We start from the raw sequence: 16,742 nt of genomic DNA, 5'->3' as shown, positions 1-16,742 counted from the left end.
GACCTCGCCGACTTCACGTAACCCCGCGCCCCGATTCAGGTTTTCCGATTTTCCGACCACCATCCGGGTCTGACAAAACGATCACCTCCCCACACGTAACGGTCGTCCGGCGAGGGTGTGCGTGCCTGCCGGCCCGCCAAAGAAAAAGCCGGCGCGAGGCCGGCTTCGATGGCGCGACGTTGCCCCTGCGGGGCTCGTCCTCACTGCGGCGTCGGATCGGTGATGAAGCCGATCTTGCGCACGCCGGCCTTCTGCGCAGCGGCCATCGCCTTGGCCACGCGTTCATAGCGCACGTCCTTGTCGCCGCGGATGTGCAGTTCGGGCTGCGGGTCGCGCGCGCCTTCGGCCGCGAGGCGCTGCTCGAGCGTCGCGTCGTCGACCTTGTCCTGGTTCCAGTAGTAGCTGCCGTCCGCGCCCACGCTCAGCTGGATGGTCTGCGGCTTGGTTTCCTCGCGCTCGTTGGTGGCGCGGGGCAGGTCGATGTTGACCGCATGCTTCATCACCGGCACGGTGATGATGAAGATGATGAGCAGCACCAGCATGACGTCCACCAGGGGCGTCATGTTGATCTCGTTCATCACGTCGTCCGGTTCGTCCTGGGTTCCGAAGGCCATGGCATCAGCCCTTCTTGAGCGAGACGATGGTGGCCGCCTCGCCGTTGGCCTGCACGCGGCCGCCGGTGACGAAGTAGGCATGCAGGTCGTGGGCGAAGCTGTTGAGCTTGTTCAGCACGAACTTGTTGCCGCGCACCAGGGCGTTGTAGCCCAGCACGGCGGGAATGGCCACGGCCAGGCCCAGCGCGGTCATGATCAGCGCCTCGCCGATGGGGCCCGCCACCTTGTCGATGGTCGCCTGGCCGGCGGTGCCGATGCCCAGCAGCGCGTGGTAGATGCCCCAGACGGTGCCGAACAGGCCGATGAAGGGCGCCGTGGAGCCGACCGAGGCCAGGATCGCCAGGCCGCCCTGCAGGCGGGCGGTGAATTCGTCGATGGCGTTGCGCAGGCAGCGGGTGATCCAGTCGCTCACGTCGAGCTGGTCGTGCAGGTGGGCCTTGGTGTTGCGGTGGTGGGCGGCGGCTTCGCGGCCCTCGAGCGCCAGCGCGCGGAAGGGGTTGCTGTCGTCCTTGCCCAGCTTGTCGAGCGCGGTGGCGAAGTCCTCGCTGTGCCAGAAATGGCCCGACTGCCGGGCCATGCGCTTGTAGCGCACCACGTCGAGTCCCTTGACCAGGATCACGATCCACGACGCGAGCGACATGCCCAGCAGCAGGATGGCGACGGCCTTGGTGACGAAGTCGCCCTGGGTCCAGACGTGCAGCAGGCCAAATTGAGAATCCATAAATACTCCAGCGGAAAAATCAGTTCAGGACGAAGTTGAAGGGGGCGCGCAGCAGGTACACGGTGTTGGCGTCCCCGCCGCCCAGTTGGCGGAAGGGCGTGACCTGCGAGCTCATGGCGGCGGCCACGGCGGTCTGGTCCAGGCGCTCGAAGCCGCTGGACTTGGCGATCTCGGCCCGCTTGGGATGGCCGTCCGCGCCGTAGTACACGGCCACGATGACGGTGCCCGTCTCGCCGAGCTTGCGGCTCATGGTCGGATAGACGACGCGCGGCTCGCGCACGTAGGTGGTCTGGCCCTGGCTGATCTCCACCAGCCGCGGCGCAGGCGGGGCCGGCGGCGTCGGCGGTGCCACGGGCGCGGGCGGCGCAGGCGGTGCGGGGGGCGCGGGCGTCGGTGCCGTGACCGGCGGCGGCTCCACCACGCCGGTGGGCGCATTGGGTGCCGGCACGGGCTTGGGCTCGCGGATGGCGATCGGCCGCGGCGGCGGCTTGGGCGCCTGCTTCTGCGGCGGCGCGGGCGGCGGCGGTGGCGGGGGAGGCGGCGGCGCAGGCCTGGGCGCCTCGATGATCTGGGCCAGGATTTCGACCGGCACCACCACTTCGGCGGCCTTGCGGATCAGGCCGCTCTGCAGCGCCCAGAGCGCGGCGGCATGGAAGAGCACGACCCCGCCGACGATCAGCGTGGTGCGCGACAGCGCCAGGGGGGAGGAATGGGAAGGAGAAGAAAGGCGGCTCGACACGGTCAACCCAGAAACACATCCAGGCCCGCCTGGGCGGGCCGGAAAGCTTAGATCAGAAGAGGCGATCTAGCGCCGCAGCACCCACCACACCGAACCGGCGAAGCTCAGGCTGCCGACGAGGGCCGCGAAGAATTCCATGCTTTGCTCTCCGTGATGGCGGTGGCAAGCTGGATCGCGCGGGGTTCGATGTCGCTGTGGAGGGCGGCCACCGGATGCGATGCACTGCATTGGGCCACCACGTCGCGTGCACAGGTTTCGCAGCGGCCACACTGGGTGGCCACACCGAGTTCGAATTGAATCTCGTCGAAACTCATGCCGGCCCGGGCATGCCGAACGATCTCGCGGTCCGAAACACGGCGGCATACACAGACGATCATGACAGGGGCTGCAGTTGGCTGGCTGTGATGAGGAAGTGCGGCGATTATAAATACGAATTTCTCGCATTCGCAATTTCTATCGTCATCCTCAGCCGCCGTGGGGGCTTCGTCTTCTCCTCGGGCGGTGCGGCGCCAACACCTACACCTCGGCCCACATGCGCAGCAGGTTGTGGTACGTGGCCGTGAGGGCCACGCTCTCGGCCGATTCGCCCAGGCGCTGGCGCAGGCTCTGGATGTTGCGGTCCAGCTCGAAGAGCAGGGCGCGCCGCGCATCGTCGCGCACCATGCTCTGCAGCCAGAAGAAGGCGCACACCCGCGCGCCGCGCGTGACGGGATGCACCTGGTGCAGGCTGCTGGCCGGATAGAGGATCAGGTCACCCGCTGGCAGCTTCACCTCGTGGGTGCCATAGGTGTCGACCACCTCCAGTTCGCCGCCGTCGTAGTCCTCCGGCTCGCAGAGGAACAGGGTGCACGACAGGTCGGTGCGCAGCTGGCCGCCGCCGCCGGGCAGGCTGCGCACGGCGCCGTCCACGTGCAGGCCGTAGGTTTCGCCGCCCTCGTAGCGGTTGAAGAGCGGCGGCACCAGGCGCGCCGGCAATGCCGCCGAGAAGAAGAGCGGATGCCCCGCCAGCGCCTCGCGGATGATGCGGCCCTGTTCCAGCGCCACCGGCGACTGCTCGGCCAACTGGCGGTTGTGCTTGACGCGCGCGCCCTGGGGGCCGACGGTGTCGCGGCCGTCGATCCAGTCGGCGGCGTCCAGTGCGGCGCGCATCTGCGCCACCTGCGCGGGGCTGAGGACCTGGGGGACGTGGACCATCATGGGGGGTGTTCCTTGCGGTGAGGGTTGGGTGTCACGGCCGGGCTGCGACGCCCGCTGGCTCCATGCAAAAACCGGCCGCGAGGGCCGGGTTTGGGGGGCGGCGCGCTCTGCTGCTGCGCTGGGCCGGCATCGACCGTGACCACAAGGTTCGAATGGCCGCGGAGCAGGCCACGCCAGGGCACCCGGGGAACCGGCTTTGCCGGGCCTCCGGGTGCACCCCTCCAAGCCGAAAGCGCGAGCAAGAGAGCGCCGAGAAACGGCAGGGGGTCGCGTCTAGAACCGGAAATTAGCGCTCAGCGTCGCCGAGCGCGGCGTGCCCATCACCAGCCGGTTGCCGGCGTTGTTCACGCGCGCGAGGTAGAACTTGTCGGTCAGGTTGAACAGGTTCAGCTGGATGCTCACGTTGCGGTTGACCTCGTAGCCGATCATCGCGTCCCACACGGTGTAGGCCGGCACTTCGGGGAAGAAGCTGGTGGCGGTGATGGCCGCGGCGGACGTGGCGCGCTGCTGGGTCGACACGTACCGCACGCCGCCGCCCACCGTCAGGCCCAGGGGCAGGCGGTAGCTGGTCCACAGCGTGGCCGACAGCTTGGGCGAGTAGCGGATCTGCGCGCCGTTGGTGCTGGTGCCGGTCAGCGGGCCCTGCAGGATCTCGGTGTCGATGCGGGCCAGGCCGCCGATCACCTGCCAGGCCGGCGTGATCTGGCCGACGGCGCTCAGCTCCAGGCCCTGGACGCGGGTCTTGCCGTACTGCTCGAAGTTGCCGAAGGCATCCACCTGCACCTGCTCGTTCTGGTTGATGGTGCGGAAGGCGGCCGCCGACAGGGCCAGGCGCTTGTCCATCACGTCCCACTTGGTGCCCACCTCGAAGGTCTTGGACTTCTGCGGGTCCAGGTTGAGGTTGTTGACGTTGGCGGTGGTCAGCGAGGTCGGGAAGCTGAAGTTGCCGCCCGGCGGCTGGGCGCCCGTGGCATAGGCGGCATAGACGCTGCCGTTGTCCGCCGGCTTGTAGACCAGGCCCAGCTTGCCGGTGAGCAGGTTGTCCGAGGCCTCCTGCCCCAGCGCGGTCTGCACGCCGTTGACCGGTGCGGCCAGGCTGTTGAAGCGGGTGCGGTAGTGCTCCCAGCGCAGGCCGCCGGTCAGCTGCCACTGCTCGTTGAACTTGAGCGTGTCGAAGGCATACAGCGCCGCGGTGCGGGTGCTGCCGGCGGTGCTGGCACCGGTGGGCAGCACCGGCACGAAGGCGCGGTACGGGTTGGGCGCGTACAGGCTGGTGTAGGCCAGGTAGGACACCGTCGGCGGCGTGCCGGAGACCGTGCGCACGCCGTTGCCGGCGTTGATCGTCGCGGCCCTGGTGGTGTTGTCCTGTTCCTCGCGCGTCAGCTCCAGCCCGGCGCTGATCGAGTGCTTGACGCTGCCGGTCTGCACGTCGGCCGTGACGTTGGTCTGGTTCGCCAGGATCTCGTTGCGCTGGCCCTTGCCCTGCGGCAGCAGGCGGGTGGACCAGGTCAGCGGATTGGCGACCGAGGGCGTCAGCAGGCCGTTGCTGAAGGGCGCGGTGAGCACCAGGTCCTGGTCGGTGCGGCCCCAGCGGGTGAGGTTGCGCAGCTTCACGCCGCCGTCGAAGTCGTGCTCGACACGGGCGGTGAGCATGTCGCCGTCCACGTTGTCGTGGTCGGACAGCCAGCCGTAGTAGTTGCGCGTGTCGGGCTGCGGGCCGTTGCCGCCGCGGGCGGCCAGCTGCGCCAGGTAGTAGCCCTGCAGCCCGACGGTGGGAATGCCGCCGTCGGGCCGGTTGCGCTGCTCGACGTGCTGGTACTGCAGGATCACGCGCGTCGGCGTGTTCAGGCCGAAGGCGATGGACGGCGCGAAGGCCCAGCCCTTGTTCTTGACGTAGTCCCGGCCCGGCACGCCGCTGTCCTGCGTCATGACGTTCAGGCGCAGGGCCGTCGTGCCTTCGGCGTTCAGCACGCGGTTGAGGTCGGCGGTGGCGCGCTTGGCGTCGGCGCTGCCCAGGCTGACGCTGCCGGCGAAGAAGTTGGATGCCTGGGGCACCTTGCTGACCAGGTTGATGTAGCCGGTGGGCGCTGTGCGGCCGATGTCGGCGCTGGCCGGACCCTTGACCACCTCGACCTGCTCGACGTTGAACATGTCGCGGGTGACGGTGCCGACGTCGCGGGCGCCGTCCACGAAGATGCTGCCGGAGGTGTCGAAGCCGCGCAGGAAGACGGCGTCGCCCGTGGAGGTGTTGCCGTTCTCGCCCATCTGGAAGGTGATGCCGGGCGTGTTGCGCAGCGCCTCGGTCAGGGTGGTGGCGCCCTGTTCCTGCAGCACTTCCTTCTTGATGACGGTGATGGTCTGCGGCGTGTCCACCAGCGGCTGGGTGAACTTGGGCGAGGAGACGGTGTCGGCCTTGAAGGACTCGGTCGCGCCTTCGACGCGCACCTCGCGCAGCGTGGCGGCCGCGGCCGTGTTGCTCGGGGCGGGTGCGTTCTGCGCGCCGGCCGGCGCGGCGATGGCGACCAGGGCGGCTGCGGCGCCGGTCCAGGCGGAAGCAGCACGCGGCGCGGCGTGCTTGCGGCTCTTGATGTAGGCCATGGGAATCCCTCCGGGGATTGGAAAAACGTTGCGTGATCTGCTTGGCTGGGCGCAACGGGAGGGCGCGTGGCTGGCTTTGTGTGGCCGCAGCGGGGCAAGCGCTGCGGAGCCTCAAATGATAACGAGTCGCAACAAGATTGGCGAGATCGAGGAGGGGCCGGTGGTGGCCCTGTGGCCCGGCGGCAACGCCGCTCAATACACGTCGCGGAGGTACCGGCCCTCGCGCCGCAGCGCCTGCACGCCGACCGCGCCCAGTACCTGGCGCAGGGCGGCATCGACCTCGGCGGCCATGCCTTCCAGGCTGCCACACACATAGAACGCGGCACCGCGCGCGCACCAGGCGCGCAGCGCCTGCGCCTGTTCCAGCAGCACATGCTGGACGTAGCGGCGCGCGGGCTGGTCGCGCGAGAAGACGCGGTCCAGCCGCGCCAGCCGGCCCTCGGCCAGCCAGGTGCGCAGTTCGTCGTCCAGCAGCGCATCATGCGCGGCCTGGCGCTCGCCGAACACCAGCCACTGGTCGTGCAGGCCGCGCGAGATGCGGGCCCGCAGCAAGGCGCGCAGGCCGGCCAGCCCGGTGCCGTTGCCGATGAGCACCAGCGGCCGCCGCGCGTTGTCGCCCAGGCGAAAGCCCGGGTTCGGCCGCAGCGCCAGATCGACCTGCTGCCCGGGCTGCAGCAACGTGCCCAGCAGGCCCGACGCGGCACCCGGACGGCCATCCGCATGACGCACCTGGCGCACCAGCAGGCGCAGTTCGCCTTCTTCCGGGATGGAGCAGATGGAATAGCTGCGCGGCCGGCCGGGGTCCTCCGCCAGATGCACGTCGGCCACGTCCCCGGCCTCCCAGCGCAGCGGCGGGCCGGCTGGCGGGCGCAGCGTGACGAGGTGGATCGGCCCGCCCTGGCTGCCGGGGTTGAGGTGTTCGCGGCGTGCCAGCGTCCAGGGCTGCGGCGTTGCGGCCGCGGCGGGCGCGGCGGCGTCCACGCCCAGGCGGCGTTGCCACTGCGCCAGCGCCTCGGGGTCGCCGCGGTCCACCTCGATGGGTGCGAAGTCGGGCGTGGCGCCGCTGGCGCGCAGCCAGTCGTCCAGCTGCCGGCCGAAGCCGCAGAACCGCGCGTACTGCCGGTCGCCCAGGGCCAGCAAGCCATAGCGCAGTGGCGCCAGAGCGGCCGGCCGGGCCATGCAGGTGTCGAAGAAGTCGCTGGCGCCGTCGGGCGCATCGCCCTCGCCGTAGGTGCTGGCGATGAACAGTGCGCGCGGCGTGCGTGCGAGCAGCGCGGCGTCCACGGCGTTGAGCGGCAGCACGCGCACCGCCAGGCCGGTGGCATGCAGCGCCTTGGCGGTCTGCCAGGCCAGGGTTTCGGCCTGGCCGGTCTGCGTGGCATGGGCGACCAGCACCGGCGGGCCGCCCCTGTCGTTCAGGGCCGCGGCGGCGCCGGCCTGGGCGGCGGCGCGGCGGCGCTCGCGCAGGTAGAGGGCGGCGCACAGGCCGGCATAGGCCAGCGTGGCGCCGCCGGCGGCCAGCTGGCGTGCGAGTTCGTTCATCGCCGGAGGGTCTTAGACGGAGTAGGCCCCGTTCCCGGGCGACCCGATGGACGTGCCGCCCGCATCAGGCCGCCGCGCGTGTGCCGAAGGGCCAGGCCCGGCTGGCCCGGCGCTGCAGCAGGCCGTCCGCCAGGCGCTCGGTAAAGAGCGCGGGCACGCCCAGCCGGTCCGCGAAGGCCGTGCCCTCGGCGGGGCCCATCACCGTGAGGATGGTCGCCAGGGCGTCGGCATCGGCGCAGCGCGGCTGCAGCACGGTCACGGCTGCCAGTGCATGCGCCGCCGGCGCGCTGGTGCGCGGGTCGAGGGTGTGGGACCAGCGCCGGCGGCCGTGGGCGCGCACGTGCCAGCGGTCGCCGGAGGTGGCGATGGCCACGTCCTGCAAGGGCAGGGCGAGGGCCTGCGCCTCGTCGTCCAGGGCCGGTTCCACCTGCACGCGCCAGGGCTGGCCCCCGGGCCGCAGGCCGCGCGCGACCAGCTCGCCGCCGATCTCGAACAGGAAGTCCGTGAGGCCCAGCTGCTGCAGCGCCTGGGCGCCCAGGTCCACCGCATGGCCCTTGGCGATGCCGGACAGGTCCAGCTGCAGGCCGCCCGGCTGCAGCGCCGAGGGCGGCGCACCGGCTGCACCGGGCCGCAGCGCCAGCCGCTGCCAGCCGCCCGTGGCCCGGGCACGCGCGAGCGTGGCGGCGTCCGGCGGGCCGCTTTGACCGGCCGGCGCGGCCTGCGGCCCGAAGCCCCAGGCGGCCACCAGCGCGCCGAGCGTGGGATCGAAGGCGCCGCCACTGGCCTGTGCCCAATGGCTGGCGCGGGCCAGCACGGCGGCCAGCGCCTGCGGCAGTTCGACCCGGTGGCCGGCCGGCGCGGCGTTGAAGCGGCTGAGGTCCGAATCGGGCGCCCAGTGGCTCATCTGGGCGACGACCTGCGCCAGCACCGTCTCGATGGCCTCGCGGACGGCGGTCTGCGGCAGCATCCGCGGGTTGTCCATCCGCAGCGACCAGTGCGTGCCCATGGTCGGGCCGCCCAGCGTCTGCAGCCGCGCCGGGTCCGCCGCGCGCGGCGCGGGCACGGACGCATAGCCGCCCGCGGCCCAGCGGGCGAAGGACAGGGTGCGGGTCATCGGGCGCGGCGGCGGGTCGGCATCAGGGCAGCACTTCGAGCGTGGCGGCGTAGCTCAGCCGGCGCTCCCTGGCCTGCGGCAGCGAGGTCTTGGCGTCGCGCGTGCTCGCCTCGAGCCAGTACATGCCGGCAGCGGGCCAGGTGATGCTGAAGCGGCCCTGGGCGTCGGTCTTGACGCTGACCTCGCCCAGCTTGTCGCGGTAGACGGTGTTGCCCTGCGTGACGGTGACGTCCAGCCCGGCGGCCGGCTGCCCGTCCAGCAGCAGCGTGAATTCGGACGTCTCGCCCTTGGCGTGGTCGGTGGCGCCGGCGGTGCTCACCAGCTCCAGCCCGCGGCCGGTGGGCCGGATCGGCGTCGGCTTGCCCACCGAGACGAAGGTCTCCACCCGGCCCAGCGACTGGGTGATCGCCAGGTCCTGCGCATCGGCGGGAACCTCGCGCGCCAGGGTCTCGGCGCTGCCGCGGGCACGCCGCGGCTGGCCGGTGGCCTTGTCCTTCCAGCTGGCGAAGGCGCCCTGGTTGACGACGGCGATGCGGTAGGTACCGGGCTGCGGCAGGTTGAGGTCGAACACGCTGCGGTACTTGAGGCGGGCGGCGTTCTCGGGCTTGACCGCTGCGCCGTCGGGACCGGTGACCTGCAGGTTGTCCAGGCTCAGCGGAAAGTGGTTGGCGACGAAGAGGTCGTTGGAGACGGCGCCGTCCACCGTCACCCAGTCGGGCTTGGCGAGCACGGTGGTGGCGGGGAGCAGCCAGGTGTTGTGGGCCTGGGCGGCGACGGCGCCGAAGGCGAGTGCGGCGGCGGCAAGGCGGAAGGGAAGGCGCATGGCGGTGTTCCTGGAAAGGCGAGAGAGCGGATGGGCGGCCGTCGGGGGCCGGCGGGGTCGTGGGGCGGATCGGGCGGGGACGCAGGGCGGGAGGCGTCCAGGCCCCGTCAGGGTTTGAGTTCGACCTTGACCTCGCCCAGTTCTTCCTTGCCGGCGGCGCTGGCCACCTCCGCCTTGGCGGGCGGCCACTGGAAGGGCACCGTTACCACCTCGCGGCCGCCGACCTCGCGGGCGGCCTCCACGACCAGCCGGTAGCTGCCTGGCGCCAGCTGGCCCAGCGGCTTGCTGCCTTCGGCGAACTGCAACTGGTGCTTGCCGGCCGGCTTGGTGGCGCCGGTGACGCCATCCACCGGCACCGACAACTCGCGCCCGCCGCGGCGCCACCACTGGCGCAGGTCCTTGAGCCACTTGGTGCCCTCGCCCTCGGGGTTGTTGTTGCGGGTGCGCACGTCGTACCAGACGGCCAGCGTGGTGGCGATGCTGTTGTCCGGCCGCTCGATCCAGGCCGCGACGTAGGGCCTGTGGTACTCGGACACGTTCAACCGGGGAATCTCCACGTTCACGCCCAGGCCGGCCGCCACGGCCGGTCCGGCGAACAGCATCGACAGGGTGAGTGGGGCGAGGGGATAGCGAATCTGCACGAGGCGTCCTTTGACGAAAGCGAGGGAAGGAAAAAAGGGGGCCGGTCAATGCACGAGCAGCAGGGCCAGCAGCACCGGTACCAGCAGCCCCAGGCCCACCATCGGCCAGGTGAAGGGCCGCTTGCCGGCATGCATCTGCAGGATCAGCAGGCCGGTGAGCGAGAACACCAGCGCTGCGGCGGCGAAGACGTCGATGAACCAGCGCCAGGCCGCGCCGGTGTGGCGGCCCTTGTGCAGGTCGTTGAGGTAGGAGATCCAGCCGCGGTCGGTCAGCTCGTACTCGGCGCTGCCGTCATCCAGGGCGATGCGCACCCACGCATCGCCGCCGGGCCGGGGCAGGGAAAGGTACAGCTCCTCGGGCGACCATTCGGCCTCGTGCACTCCGGCGTCGACGGCCCATTGGGAACGCAGCCAGTCGCCGAGCGCGGCCGGCACGGGCGCCCGGCCGCGGTGCTGCTGCTGCACCTGCGGCTGCATCTGCTGCAGCGCCGCGCGCAGCGGCGGCGGCACGGTGGCCGTCTGCTGCGAGACGGCAGGGCGGCCCTCGATGTCCGCCGCATGGTTGAGTGTGATGCCCGTCACGCTGAACAGCAGCATGCCGACCAGGCACAGTGCGGAACTCACCCAGTGCCACTGGTGCAGGGTCTTGAGCCAGGCGGCGCGGCGGGCGGAAGCGGTGGCGGCAGTCATGGACGCCGCGCATTCTAGCGACCAAGATGAGAATGGATGCTATTTGTATCGCCGAAAGGGTGGGAGGCCGAACACGCCTTTGAAGCTCGTCCTGGAAAGCGCTGTTGCTAGCAAATCGGGAGCGCATGGCGCTCTGTAAAGTTTCATGAAGCAGAAAGGGCCCCGAAGGGCCCTGTCTGTTCATTTCCGTGCGCCCTGCGCGGACGCAACTCGGCGGAAGGTGCGGCAGCGTGGACTCAGTCCGCGTCGCCCATCTGCGACTGCAGGTAGTTCTGCAGGCCGACCTTGCCGATCAGATCGATCTGGGTCTCCAGGAAGTCGATCTGTTCCTCGGTGTCCTCCAGGATGTCTTCCAGCAGGTCGCGGGAAACGAAATCGCGCACCGACTCGCAGTAGGCGATGCCGGCCTTGAGCGTGGCCTGCGAGCCCTGCTCGGTGCGCAGGTCGCAGTCGAGGATCTCGGGCACGTCCTCGCCGACGTTGAGCTTGCCCAGGTCCTGCAGGTTGGGCAGGCCGTCGAGCATGAAGATGCGGTCCATCAGCTTGTCCGCGTGCTTCATGGCCTCGATGGATTCGGAATATTCCTTCTTCGCCAGCTTGTCGAAGCCCCAATGCTTGAGCATCCGGTAGTGCAGGAAGTACTGGTTGATGGCCGTCAGTTCGATCTTGAGCTGGGCCTGGAGGTGGTCGATGACCTGGGGATCGCCTTGCATGTTCTCGTCCTCGGACCGGAAGGTCCCGAAGCGGCGGATTGTGCGGGTGCGCCGCGGCCCCCACAAGGCAAGACCCGGCCGCGGCGGTCTGCATGCGTTTGATCGTGAGAGGCGTTCGTATCGGTCTGCTGCCTCGCGCCGGTCGCCCATAGCCACCGGGTTGGTGATTGATAGTGTTTATCTATCAATTTTTGATGAGCCATGCATATACTAGTGGCTCGCAAGTTTTTTCGACCTCAAGAGGAACCGCACATGTCCGTGATCAACACCGAAATCAAGCCCTTCAAGGCCACCGCTTACAAGGATGGCAAGTTCGTCGACGTGTCCAGCGACGACGTCAAGGGCAAGTGGTCCGTCTTCTTCTTCTACCCGGCCGACTTCACCTTCGTCTGCCCGACCGAGCTGGGCGACGTGGCCGACCACTATGCCGAGTTCCAGAAGATGGGCGTGGAGATCTACTCCGTGTCGACCGACACCCACTTCACCCACAAGGCCTGGCACGACTCGTCGGAAACCATCGGCAAGATCAAGTACACGATGATCGGCGACCCCACGCTGGCCATCAGCCGCAACTTCGAAGTCCTGCGTGAAGACCAGGGCCTGGCCAACCGCGGCACCTTCATCGTCGACCCCCAGGGCGTGATCCAGGCGCTGGAAATCACCGCCGAAGGCATCGGCCGCGACGCCAAGGACCTGCTGCGCAAGGTCAAGGCCGCCCAGTACGTGGCCGCCCACCCCGGCGAAGTCTGCCCCGCCAAGTGGGAAGAAGGCGCCGCCACGCTCAAGCCGTCCTTCGACCTGGTCGGCAAGATCTGAGCATGCCCTTCGCCCGGCTGGCGTCAGGCCGCCCGCACCGAGCCTCTTCCTCCACGGGAGGACGGCCGGCGCGCGCCTGACACCGCCTGCCGGGCGGCTGCGCAGCAGCTGCCCCCGAGCCCGGGGCACCACGTGACCCGGGCTTTTTTTATTGCCGGCCCGTCCCTAGATGCAGGAGACGTGCCCCCGCCGAAAGGCCCAGCGCCCGAGGCCCGTCCCCCATCGAAGACCAACGCCAGAGAGAGAAACACCATGCTCGACGCCGCCACCAAAGCCCAGCTTTCCAGTTACCTGGAGCGCATTTCCCAGCCCATCGAGATCGTGGCTGTGCTGGACGATTCGCCGGCGTCGGCACAGACGCGTGAACTGCTCCAGGACATCGCCAGCACCTCCAAGCTGGTCACCGTGATCGACCAGCCCGGCAGCAGCGCCCGCAAGCCCTCGTTTTCCGTCAACAAGCCCGGCCAGACCGACGGCCCGCGCTTTGCTGGCCTGCCCATGGGCCACGAGTTCACCTCGCTGATCCTGGCCATGCTGCAGCAGGGCGGCTATCCGCCCAAGGTGGAGCAGGCCATCCTCGACCAGATCAAGCAGCTGGACGGCGACTTCGAATTCGAGGTCTACGTTTCGCTCACCTGCCACAACTGCCCGGACGTGGTGCAGGCCCTGAACCTGATGGCCGTGCAGAACCCGCGCATCAAGGCCACCATGATCGAAGGCGGCACCTTCCAGAAGGAGATCGAGGACCGCCAGATCATGGGCGTGCCCACGGTCTTCATGAACGGCCAGATGTTCGGTTCCGGCCGCATGAGCCTGGAAGAGATCCTGGCCAAGATCGACACCAGTGGCGTCGAGCGCGAGGCCAAGAAGCTCAGCGCCAAGGAGGCCTTCGACGTGCTGATCGTCGGCGGCGGCCCGGCTGGCGCCGCGGCCGCGGTGTACGCCGCCCGCAAGGGCATCCGCACCGGCGTGGCGGCCGAGCGCTTCGGCGGCCAGGTGCTGGACACGCTGGGCATCGAGAACTTCATTTCCGTCAAGGAAACCCAGGGCCCGCACTTCGCGCTGGCGCTGGATGAGCACGTGCGCCACTACGACGTGGACGTGATGAACCTGCAGCGCGCGTCGGCGCTGGTGCCGGGCGACGGCCTGGTCGAGGTGCAGATGGAAAGCGGTGCCACGCTCAAGGCGAAGACGGTGATCCTGTCGACCGGTGCCCGCTGGCGCAACATCAACGTGCCCGGCGAGCAGGAGTTCAAGAACAAGGGCGTGGCCTACTGCCCGCACTGCGACGGCCCGCTGTTCAAGGGCAAGCGCGTGGCGGTGATCGGCGGCGGTAACTCCGGCGTCGAGGCGGCCATCGACCTGGCCGGCATCGTCGGCCACGTGACGCTGATCGAGTACGACACCCAGCTGCGCGCCGATGCCGTGCTGCAGCGCAAGCTGACCAGCCTGCCCAACGTGACGGTGCTCACCAACGCGCAGACCACGTCCATCACCGGCACCGACAAGGTGAACGGCCTGACGTACAAGGACCGCGCCACCGGTGAAGAGAAGCGCGTGGACCTGGAAGGCGTGTTCATCCAGATCGGCCTGGTGCCCAACACCGACTGGCTCAAGGGCACGGTCGAACTGTCGCGCCACGGCGAGATCATCGTGGACGCCAAGGGCCAGACCTCGGTCCCCGGCGTCTTCGCGGCCGGCGACTGCACCACGGTGCCGTACAAGCAGATCATCATCGCGGCCGGCGATGGTGCGAAGGCGGCGCTGAGCGCCTTCGACCACCTGATCCGCACCAGCGCGCCTGTGGCGGCTTGAGCGGCGACGGCGCCCGGGCAGGGCGCCGGTCGGCCGTCGAGGCGCCGGAAAAGCGCCGCTCCCTACAATCCCGCCCGCCGTGCAGCGCCCCGCTGCACGGCGTTTTCGTTTTCGGGGCCATGTCGAGGAACACCATGTACAAAAACCTCGCCGCCGCGCTCGCGGCTGCCTGCTGTTTTCTTTCTTCCCCCTTCGCCCACGCCCAGCCGGCGCAGCCGCCGCTCAGGGTGGGCATCGTCTATGTCGCGCCGCTGGGCGACGCCGGCTGGGTGCACCAGCACGAGCTGGGCCGCCAGGCCATCGAGGCGGCGCTGCCCGGCAAGGTGAAGACCACCTACGTCGAGAACGTGGCCGAGGGCCCGGACGCCGAGCGCGTGATCCGCGATCTGGCACGCCAGGGCCACCAGCTGATCATCACGCCCAGCTTCGGCTACATGGCGCCGACGATGCGCGTGGCACGGGAATTTCCGCAGGTGCGCTTCGAGTCCGTCACCGGCCTGCAGCGGGCCGACAACGTCGCCACGGCCAATGCCCGCTACTACGAAGGCCGCTATCTGGCGGGCGTGGCGGCGGGGCGGATGAGCCGGTCGCACATCGCCGGTTACGTGGCGGGATTCCCTATCCCCGAGGTGCTGCAGGGCATCAACGCCTTCACGCTCGGCATGCGCTCGGTCGATCCGGCGGCCCAGGTCAAGGTCGTGTGGCTCAACCAGTGGTTCGACCCGGGCCTTGAGCGCGACGCCGCCATGCGGCTGATGGACCAGGGCGCCGACGTGCTGGCCTTCCACACGGGCTCCACCGCCGTCATGAAGGCGGCGCAGGACCGTGGCCGGATGGCCGTGGCCTACCACTCCGACATGCGGCAGGTGGCGCCCGATGCGCAGATCGTGGCCGTCACCCACCGCTGGGGGGACTACTACGTGCAGCGCGCCAGGGCCGTGCTCGACGGCAGCTGGAAGAGCACCGACACCTGGGGCGGCGTCAAGGACGGCATGATCCGCGTCGGCGACTTCGGCCCCAGGGTGCCCCGGGCGGTTCAGGACGAGGTGCTGGCCCGCCAGCAGGACATCGCCGCCGGCCGGCTGCAGCCCTTCCGCGCCGTCGCGGCCGACGTGCACGACAACCAGGGGCGCGTCGTCATCCCGCGCGGCCAGGCGCTGGACGACGGGCAGATCCTGCGGATGAACTGGCTGGCCGAGGGCGTGCAGGGCCGCGTCTCGCCCTGACGGCGAACCGAGCGCCATATAGCCGCTATACGGCGCGCCGCCGTTGCGCGGGCCGGGCTTCCAGTACGCTCGACCCCGGCGGCGTGCGCCGGCCGCACCCTCCGCCGTGGCCTGCCGCTTGCAGGCCCTGCGCCATCTCCCACGCCCACCCACGATGAAAAAAGCCTACCGCGCCTCGCTCCTGCGTTTCGACGACGCCGGGCAACCCGTGTTCGACACCGACGGCCTGCTGGTCGTCGCCCCCGACGCCCAGGGCCGCGAGCGCGTGGTCGATGCCGGCAGCCATGGCGCCGTGCAGCCGCGCCATCCCGATGTGGCGCCCGAGCACCTGCCGGGCCGCATCCTGGCGCCCGGCTTCGTGGACATGCACATCCACTTCCCGCAGACGGACATCATCGGCGCGCCCGCCGACGGCCTGCTGCCCTGGCTGGAGAACTACACCTTCCCGGCCGAGACCCGCTTTGCCGAACCCGCCCATTCGGCCGAGGTGGCCGAGGTCTTCCTGGACGAACTGCTGCGTCATGGCGTGACCACCTCGCTGACCTTCGCGACTTCGCACCCGGCCTCGGTCGATGCGCTCTTCGCGGCCGCGCAGCGGCGGCAGATGCGCCTGATCACCGGCAAGGTGCTGCAGGACCGCCATTCGCCCGACGGCGTGCGTGACGAGACCGAGCGCAGCCTGGCCGATACCGAGGACCTGATCCGCCGCTGGCACGGCGTGGACCGGCTCGGCTACGCCATCACGCCGCGCTTCGCGCCCACCAGCACCGAGGCCCAGCTGCGCGGCGCCGGTGAGCTGGCGGCGCGCCATGCCGACACCTGGATCCAGTCGCACGTGGCCGAGAACAAGGACGAGGTGAAGTGGGCGCGCGAGCTGTTCCCCGCCTCGCGTTCCTACCTGGGCGTGTACGACGACTTCGGCCTGATGCGTGAACGGGCCGTGTATGCCCACTGCATCCATTTCGACGACGAGGACCGGCAGCTGATGCGCGCCACGCGCACCGCCGCGGCCGTCAGCCCGACCAGCAACCTGTTCCTGGGCAGCGGCTTCTTCGACTTCGAAGGCGCCCAGCGCGTGGACTACCTGCATGGCCTGGCCAGCGACGTGGGCGGCGGCACCAGCTTCAGCCCCTTCCACACCATGCTGGCCGCCTACTACGTCGGCCGCGAGGGCCAGACCAAGCCCGGCCTGAGCCTGGCGCCCTCGCGCCTGTGGTGGCTGCACACGGCCGGCGCTGCGCAGGCGCTGGGCCTGACCGGCACCATCGGCAACCTGCAGCCGGGCTGCGAGGCCGACTTCCTGGTGCTGGATCCGTCGGCGACGCCGCTTCTGGCGCGCAAGTCGGCCAATGCGGCATCGCTGGAGGAACTGCTCTTCGCCCTCATCGTGCTGGGCGACGACCGCGTCATCGAGCGCACGGTGATCGCCCGCGCAGGCTGAGCGGCTGCCGGGGCCGCGCGTGCCACAATGCGGGCCCTCTTTTCCGACGCGT

16 protein-coding genes are annotated in these 16,742 nt (G+C 69.9%); 4 read left to right on the top strand and 12 right to left on the bottom strand.

Going from position 1 to position 16,742, the window contains the following annotated elements:
* Positions 1-200: 200 nt before the first annotated feature.
* The 12 genes from NS331_RS10920 to bfr form a co-directional block, all read right to left on the bottom strand.
* Entirely contained in the window at positions 201-614 is a 414-nt protein-coding gene (locus NS331_RS10920) for an ExbD/TolR family protein (protein ID WP_058642012.1), read from the bottom strand.
* A gap of 4 nt (positions 615-618) precedes the next feature.
* Positions 619-1,335: a MotA/TolQ/ExbB proton channel family protein gene (locus tag NS331_RS10915; protein ID WP_058642011.1), complete on the bottom strand. Its 717-nt coding sequence runs from the start codon at positions 1,333-1,335 to the stop codon at positions 619-621.
* Between the two features lie 19 nt (positions 1,336-1,354).
* A complete protein-coding gene (locus tag NS331_RS10910; RefSeq protein ID WP_082702406.1) occupies positions 1,355-2,074 on the bottom strand; it encodes an energy transducer TonB in 720 nt (239 codons plus the stop codon).
* Positions 2,075-2,178: 104 nt separating this feature from the next.
* A complete protein-coding gene (locus tag NS331_RS10905; protein WP_058642009.1) occupies positions 2,179-2,451 on the bottom strand; it encodes a (2Fe-2S)-binding protein in 273 nt (90 codons plus the stop codon).
* A 139-nt stretch (positions 2,452-2,590) separates the two neighbouring features.
* Positions 2,591-3,271 carry a Fe2+-dependent dioxygenase gene (locus tag NS331_RS10900; protein ID WP_058642008.1) on the bottom strand — a complete coding sequence of 227 codons (681 nt, stop codon included), beginning with the start codon at positions 3,269-3,271 and terminating at the stop codon, positions 2,591-2,593.
* A gap of 273 nt (positions 3,272-3,544) precedes the next feature.
* Positions 3,545-5,869, bottom strand: a complete 2,325-nt coding sequence (locus NS331_RS10895) for a catecholate siderophore receptor Fiu (protein WP_058642007.1) — start codon at positions 5,867-5,869, stop codon at positions 3,545-3,547.
* A gap of 192 nt (positions 5,870-6,061) precedes the next feature.
* A complete protein-coding gene (locus NS331_RS10890; protein WP_058642006.1) occupies positions 6,062-7,411 on the bottom strand; it encodes a sulfite reductase subunit alpha in 1,350 nt (449 codons plus the stop codon).
* Between the two features lie 64 nt (positions 7,412-7,475).
* On the bottom strand, positions 7,476-8,525 hold the full coding sequence (locus NS331_RS10885) for an FAD:protein FMN transferase (RefSeq protein ID WP_082702397.1): 1,050 nt from the start codon (positions 8,523-8,525) through the stop codon (positions 7,476-7,478).
* A gap of 22 nt (positions 8,526-8,547) precedes the next feature.
* Positions 8,548-9,348 carry a DUF4198 domain-containing protein gene (locus NS331_RS10880; protein WP_058642005.1) on the bottom strand — a complete coding sequence of 267 codons (801 nt, stop codon included), beginning with the start codon at positions 9,346-9,348 and terminating at the stop codon, positions 8,548-8,550.
* Between the two features lie 107 nt (positions 9,349-9,455).
* A complete protein-coding gene (locus tag NS331_RS10875) occupies positions 9,456-9,950 on the bottom strand; it encodes a DUF2271 domain-containing protein (RefSeq protein ID WP_193758087.1) in 495 nt (164 codons plus the stop codon).
* An 84-nt stretch (positions 9,951-10,034) separates the two neighbouring features.
* The gene (locus NS331_RS10870) at positions 10,035-10,679 is read right to left on the bottom strand and encodes a PepSY-associated TM helix domain-containing protein (protein WP_058642003.1); all 645 of its coding nucleotides are present in this window, start codon (positions 10,677-10,679) and stop codon (positions 10,035-10,037) included.
* A gap of 236 nt (positions 10,680-10,915) precedes the next feature.
* Complete coding sequence (gene bfr / locus NS331_RS10865; protein WP_058642002.1) at positions 10,916-11,392, bottom strand: bacterioferritin; 477 nt, start codon at positions 11,390-11,392, stop codon at positions 10,916-10,918.
* A 252-nt stretch (positions 11,393-11,644) separates the two neighbouring features.
* On the opposite strand from bfr, the gene ahpC reads away from it, so the two are divergent.
* The 4 genes from ahpC (at position 11,645) to guaD (ending at position 16,690) form a co-directional block, all read left to right on the top strand.
* Positions 11,645-12,208 carry an alkyl hydroperoxide reductase subunit C gene (ahpC, locus tag NS331_RS10860; RefSeq protein ID WP_058642001.1) on the top strand — a complete coding sequence of 188 codons (564 nt, stop codon included), beginning with the start codon at positions 11,645-11,647 and terminating at the stop codon, positions 12,206-12,208.
* Positions 12,209-12,460: 252 nt separating this feature from the next.
* Positions 12,461-14,023: an alkyl hydroperoxide reductase subunit F gene (ahpF, locus tag NS331_RS10855; RefSeq protein ID WP_058642000.1), complete on the top strand. Its 1,563-nt coding sequence runs from the start codon at positions 12,461-12,463 to the stop codon at positions 14,021-14,023.
* Positions 14,024-14,157: 134 nt separating this feature from the next.
* A complete protein-coding gene (locus NS331_RS10850; RefSeq protein WP_058641999.1) occupies positions 14,158-15,249 on the top strand; it encodes a BMP family ABC transporter substrate-binding protein in 1,092 nt (363 codons plus the stop codon).
* A 154-nt stretch (positions 15,250-15,403) separates the two neighbouring features.
* Positions 15,404-16,690 carry a guanine deaminase gene (guaD, locus tag NS331_RS10845; protein WP_058641998.1) on the top strand — a complete coding sequence of 429 codons (1,287 nt, stop codon included), beginning with the start codon at positions 15,404-15,406 and terminating at the stop codon, positions 16,688-16,690.
* Positions 16,691-16,742 lie beyond the last annotated feature (52 nt).

Source organism: Pseudacidovorax intermedius (assembly GCF_001476815.1).
In the GTDB taxonomy this organism is placed as follows: Bacteria; Pseudomonadota; Gammaproteobacteria; order Burkholderiales; family Burkholderiaceae_C; genus Xenophilus; species Xenophilus intermedius_A.
The sequence above is the reverse complement of the archived record's forward strand: the minus strand, read 5'-3'. Positions and strand labels throughout refer to the sequence as shown.

Bases quoted from the DNA above. Each gene is read 5' to 3' on its own strand.
- NS331_RS10920 (WP_058642012.1), bottom strand. From the start codon at position 614: ATGGCCTTCGGAACCCAGGACGAACCGGACGACGTGATGAACGAGATC.
- NS331_RS10915 (WP_058642011.1), bottom strand. From the start codon at position 1,335: ATGGATTCTCAATTTGGCCTGCTGCACGTCTGGACCCAGGGCGACTTC.
- NS331_RS10905 (WP_058642009.1), bottom strand. From the start codon at position 2,451: ATGATCGTCTGTGTATGCCGCCGTGTTTCGGACCGCGAGATCGTTCGG.
- NS331_RS10900 (WP_058642008.1), bottom strand. From the start codon at position 3,271: ATGATGGTCCACGTCCCCCAGGTCCTCAGCCCCGCGCAGGTGGCGCAG.
- NS331_RS10895 (WP_058642007.1), bottom strand. From the start codon at position 5,869: ATGGCCTACATCAAGAGCCGCAAGCACGCCGCGCCGCGTGCTGCTTCC.
- NS331_RS10890 (WP_058642006.1), bottom strand. From the start codon at position 7,411: ATGAACGAACTCGCACGCCAGCTGGCCGCCGGCGGCGCCACGCTGGCC.
- NS331_RS10885 (WP_082702397.1), bottom strand. From the start codon at position 8,525: ATGACCCGCACCCTGTCCTTCGCCCGCTGGGCCGCGGGCGGCTATGCG.
- NS331_RS10880 (WP_058642005.1), bottom strand. From the start codon at position 9,348: ATGCGCCTTCCCTTCCGCCTTGCCGCCGCCGCACTCGCCTTCGGCGCC.
- NS331_RS10875 (WP_193758087.1), bottom strand. From the start codon at position 9,950: ATGCTGTTCGCCGGACCGGCCGTGGCGGCCGGCCTGGGCGTGAACGTG.
- NS331_RS10870 (WP_058642003.1), bottom strand. From the start codon at position 10,679: ATGACTGCCGCCACCGCTTCCGCCCGCCGCGCCGCCTGGCTCAAGACC.
- bfr (WP_058642002.1), bottom strand. From the start codon at position 11,392: ATGCAAGGCGATCCCCAGGTCATCGACCACCTCCAGGCCCAGCTCAAG.
- ahpC (WP_058642001.1), top strand. From the start codon at position 11,645: ATGTCCGTGATCAACACCGAAATCAAGCCCTTCAAGGCCACCGCTTAC.
- ahpF (WP_058642000.1), top strand. From the start codon at position 12,461: ATGCTCGACGCCGCCACCAAAGCCCAGCTTTCCAGTTACCTGGAGCGC.
- NS331_RS10850 (WP_058641999.1), top strand. From the start codon at position 14,158: ATGTACAAAAACCTCGCCGCCGCGCTCGCGGCTGCCTGCTGTTTTCTT.
- guaD (WP_058641998.1), top strand. From the start codon at position 15,404: ATGAAAAAAGCCTACCGCGCCTCGCTCCTGCGTTTCGACGACGCCGGG.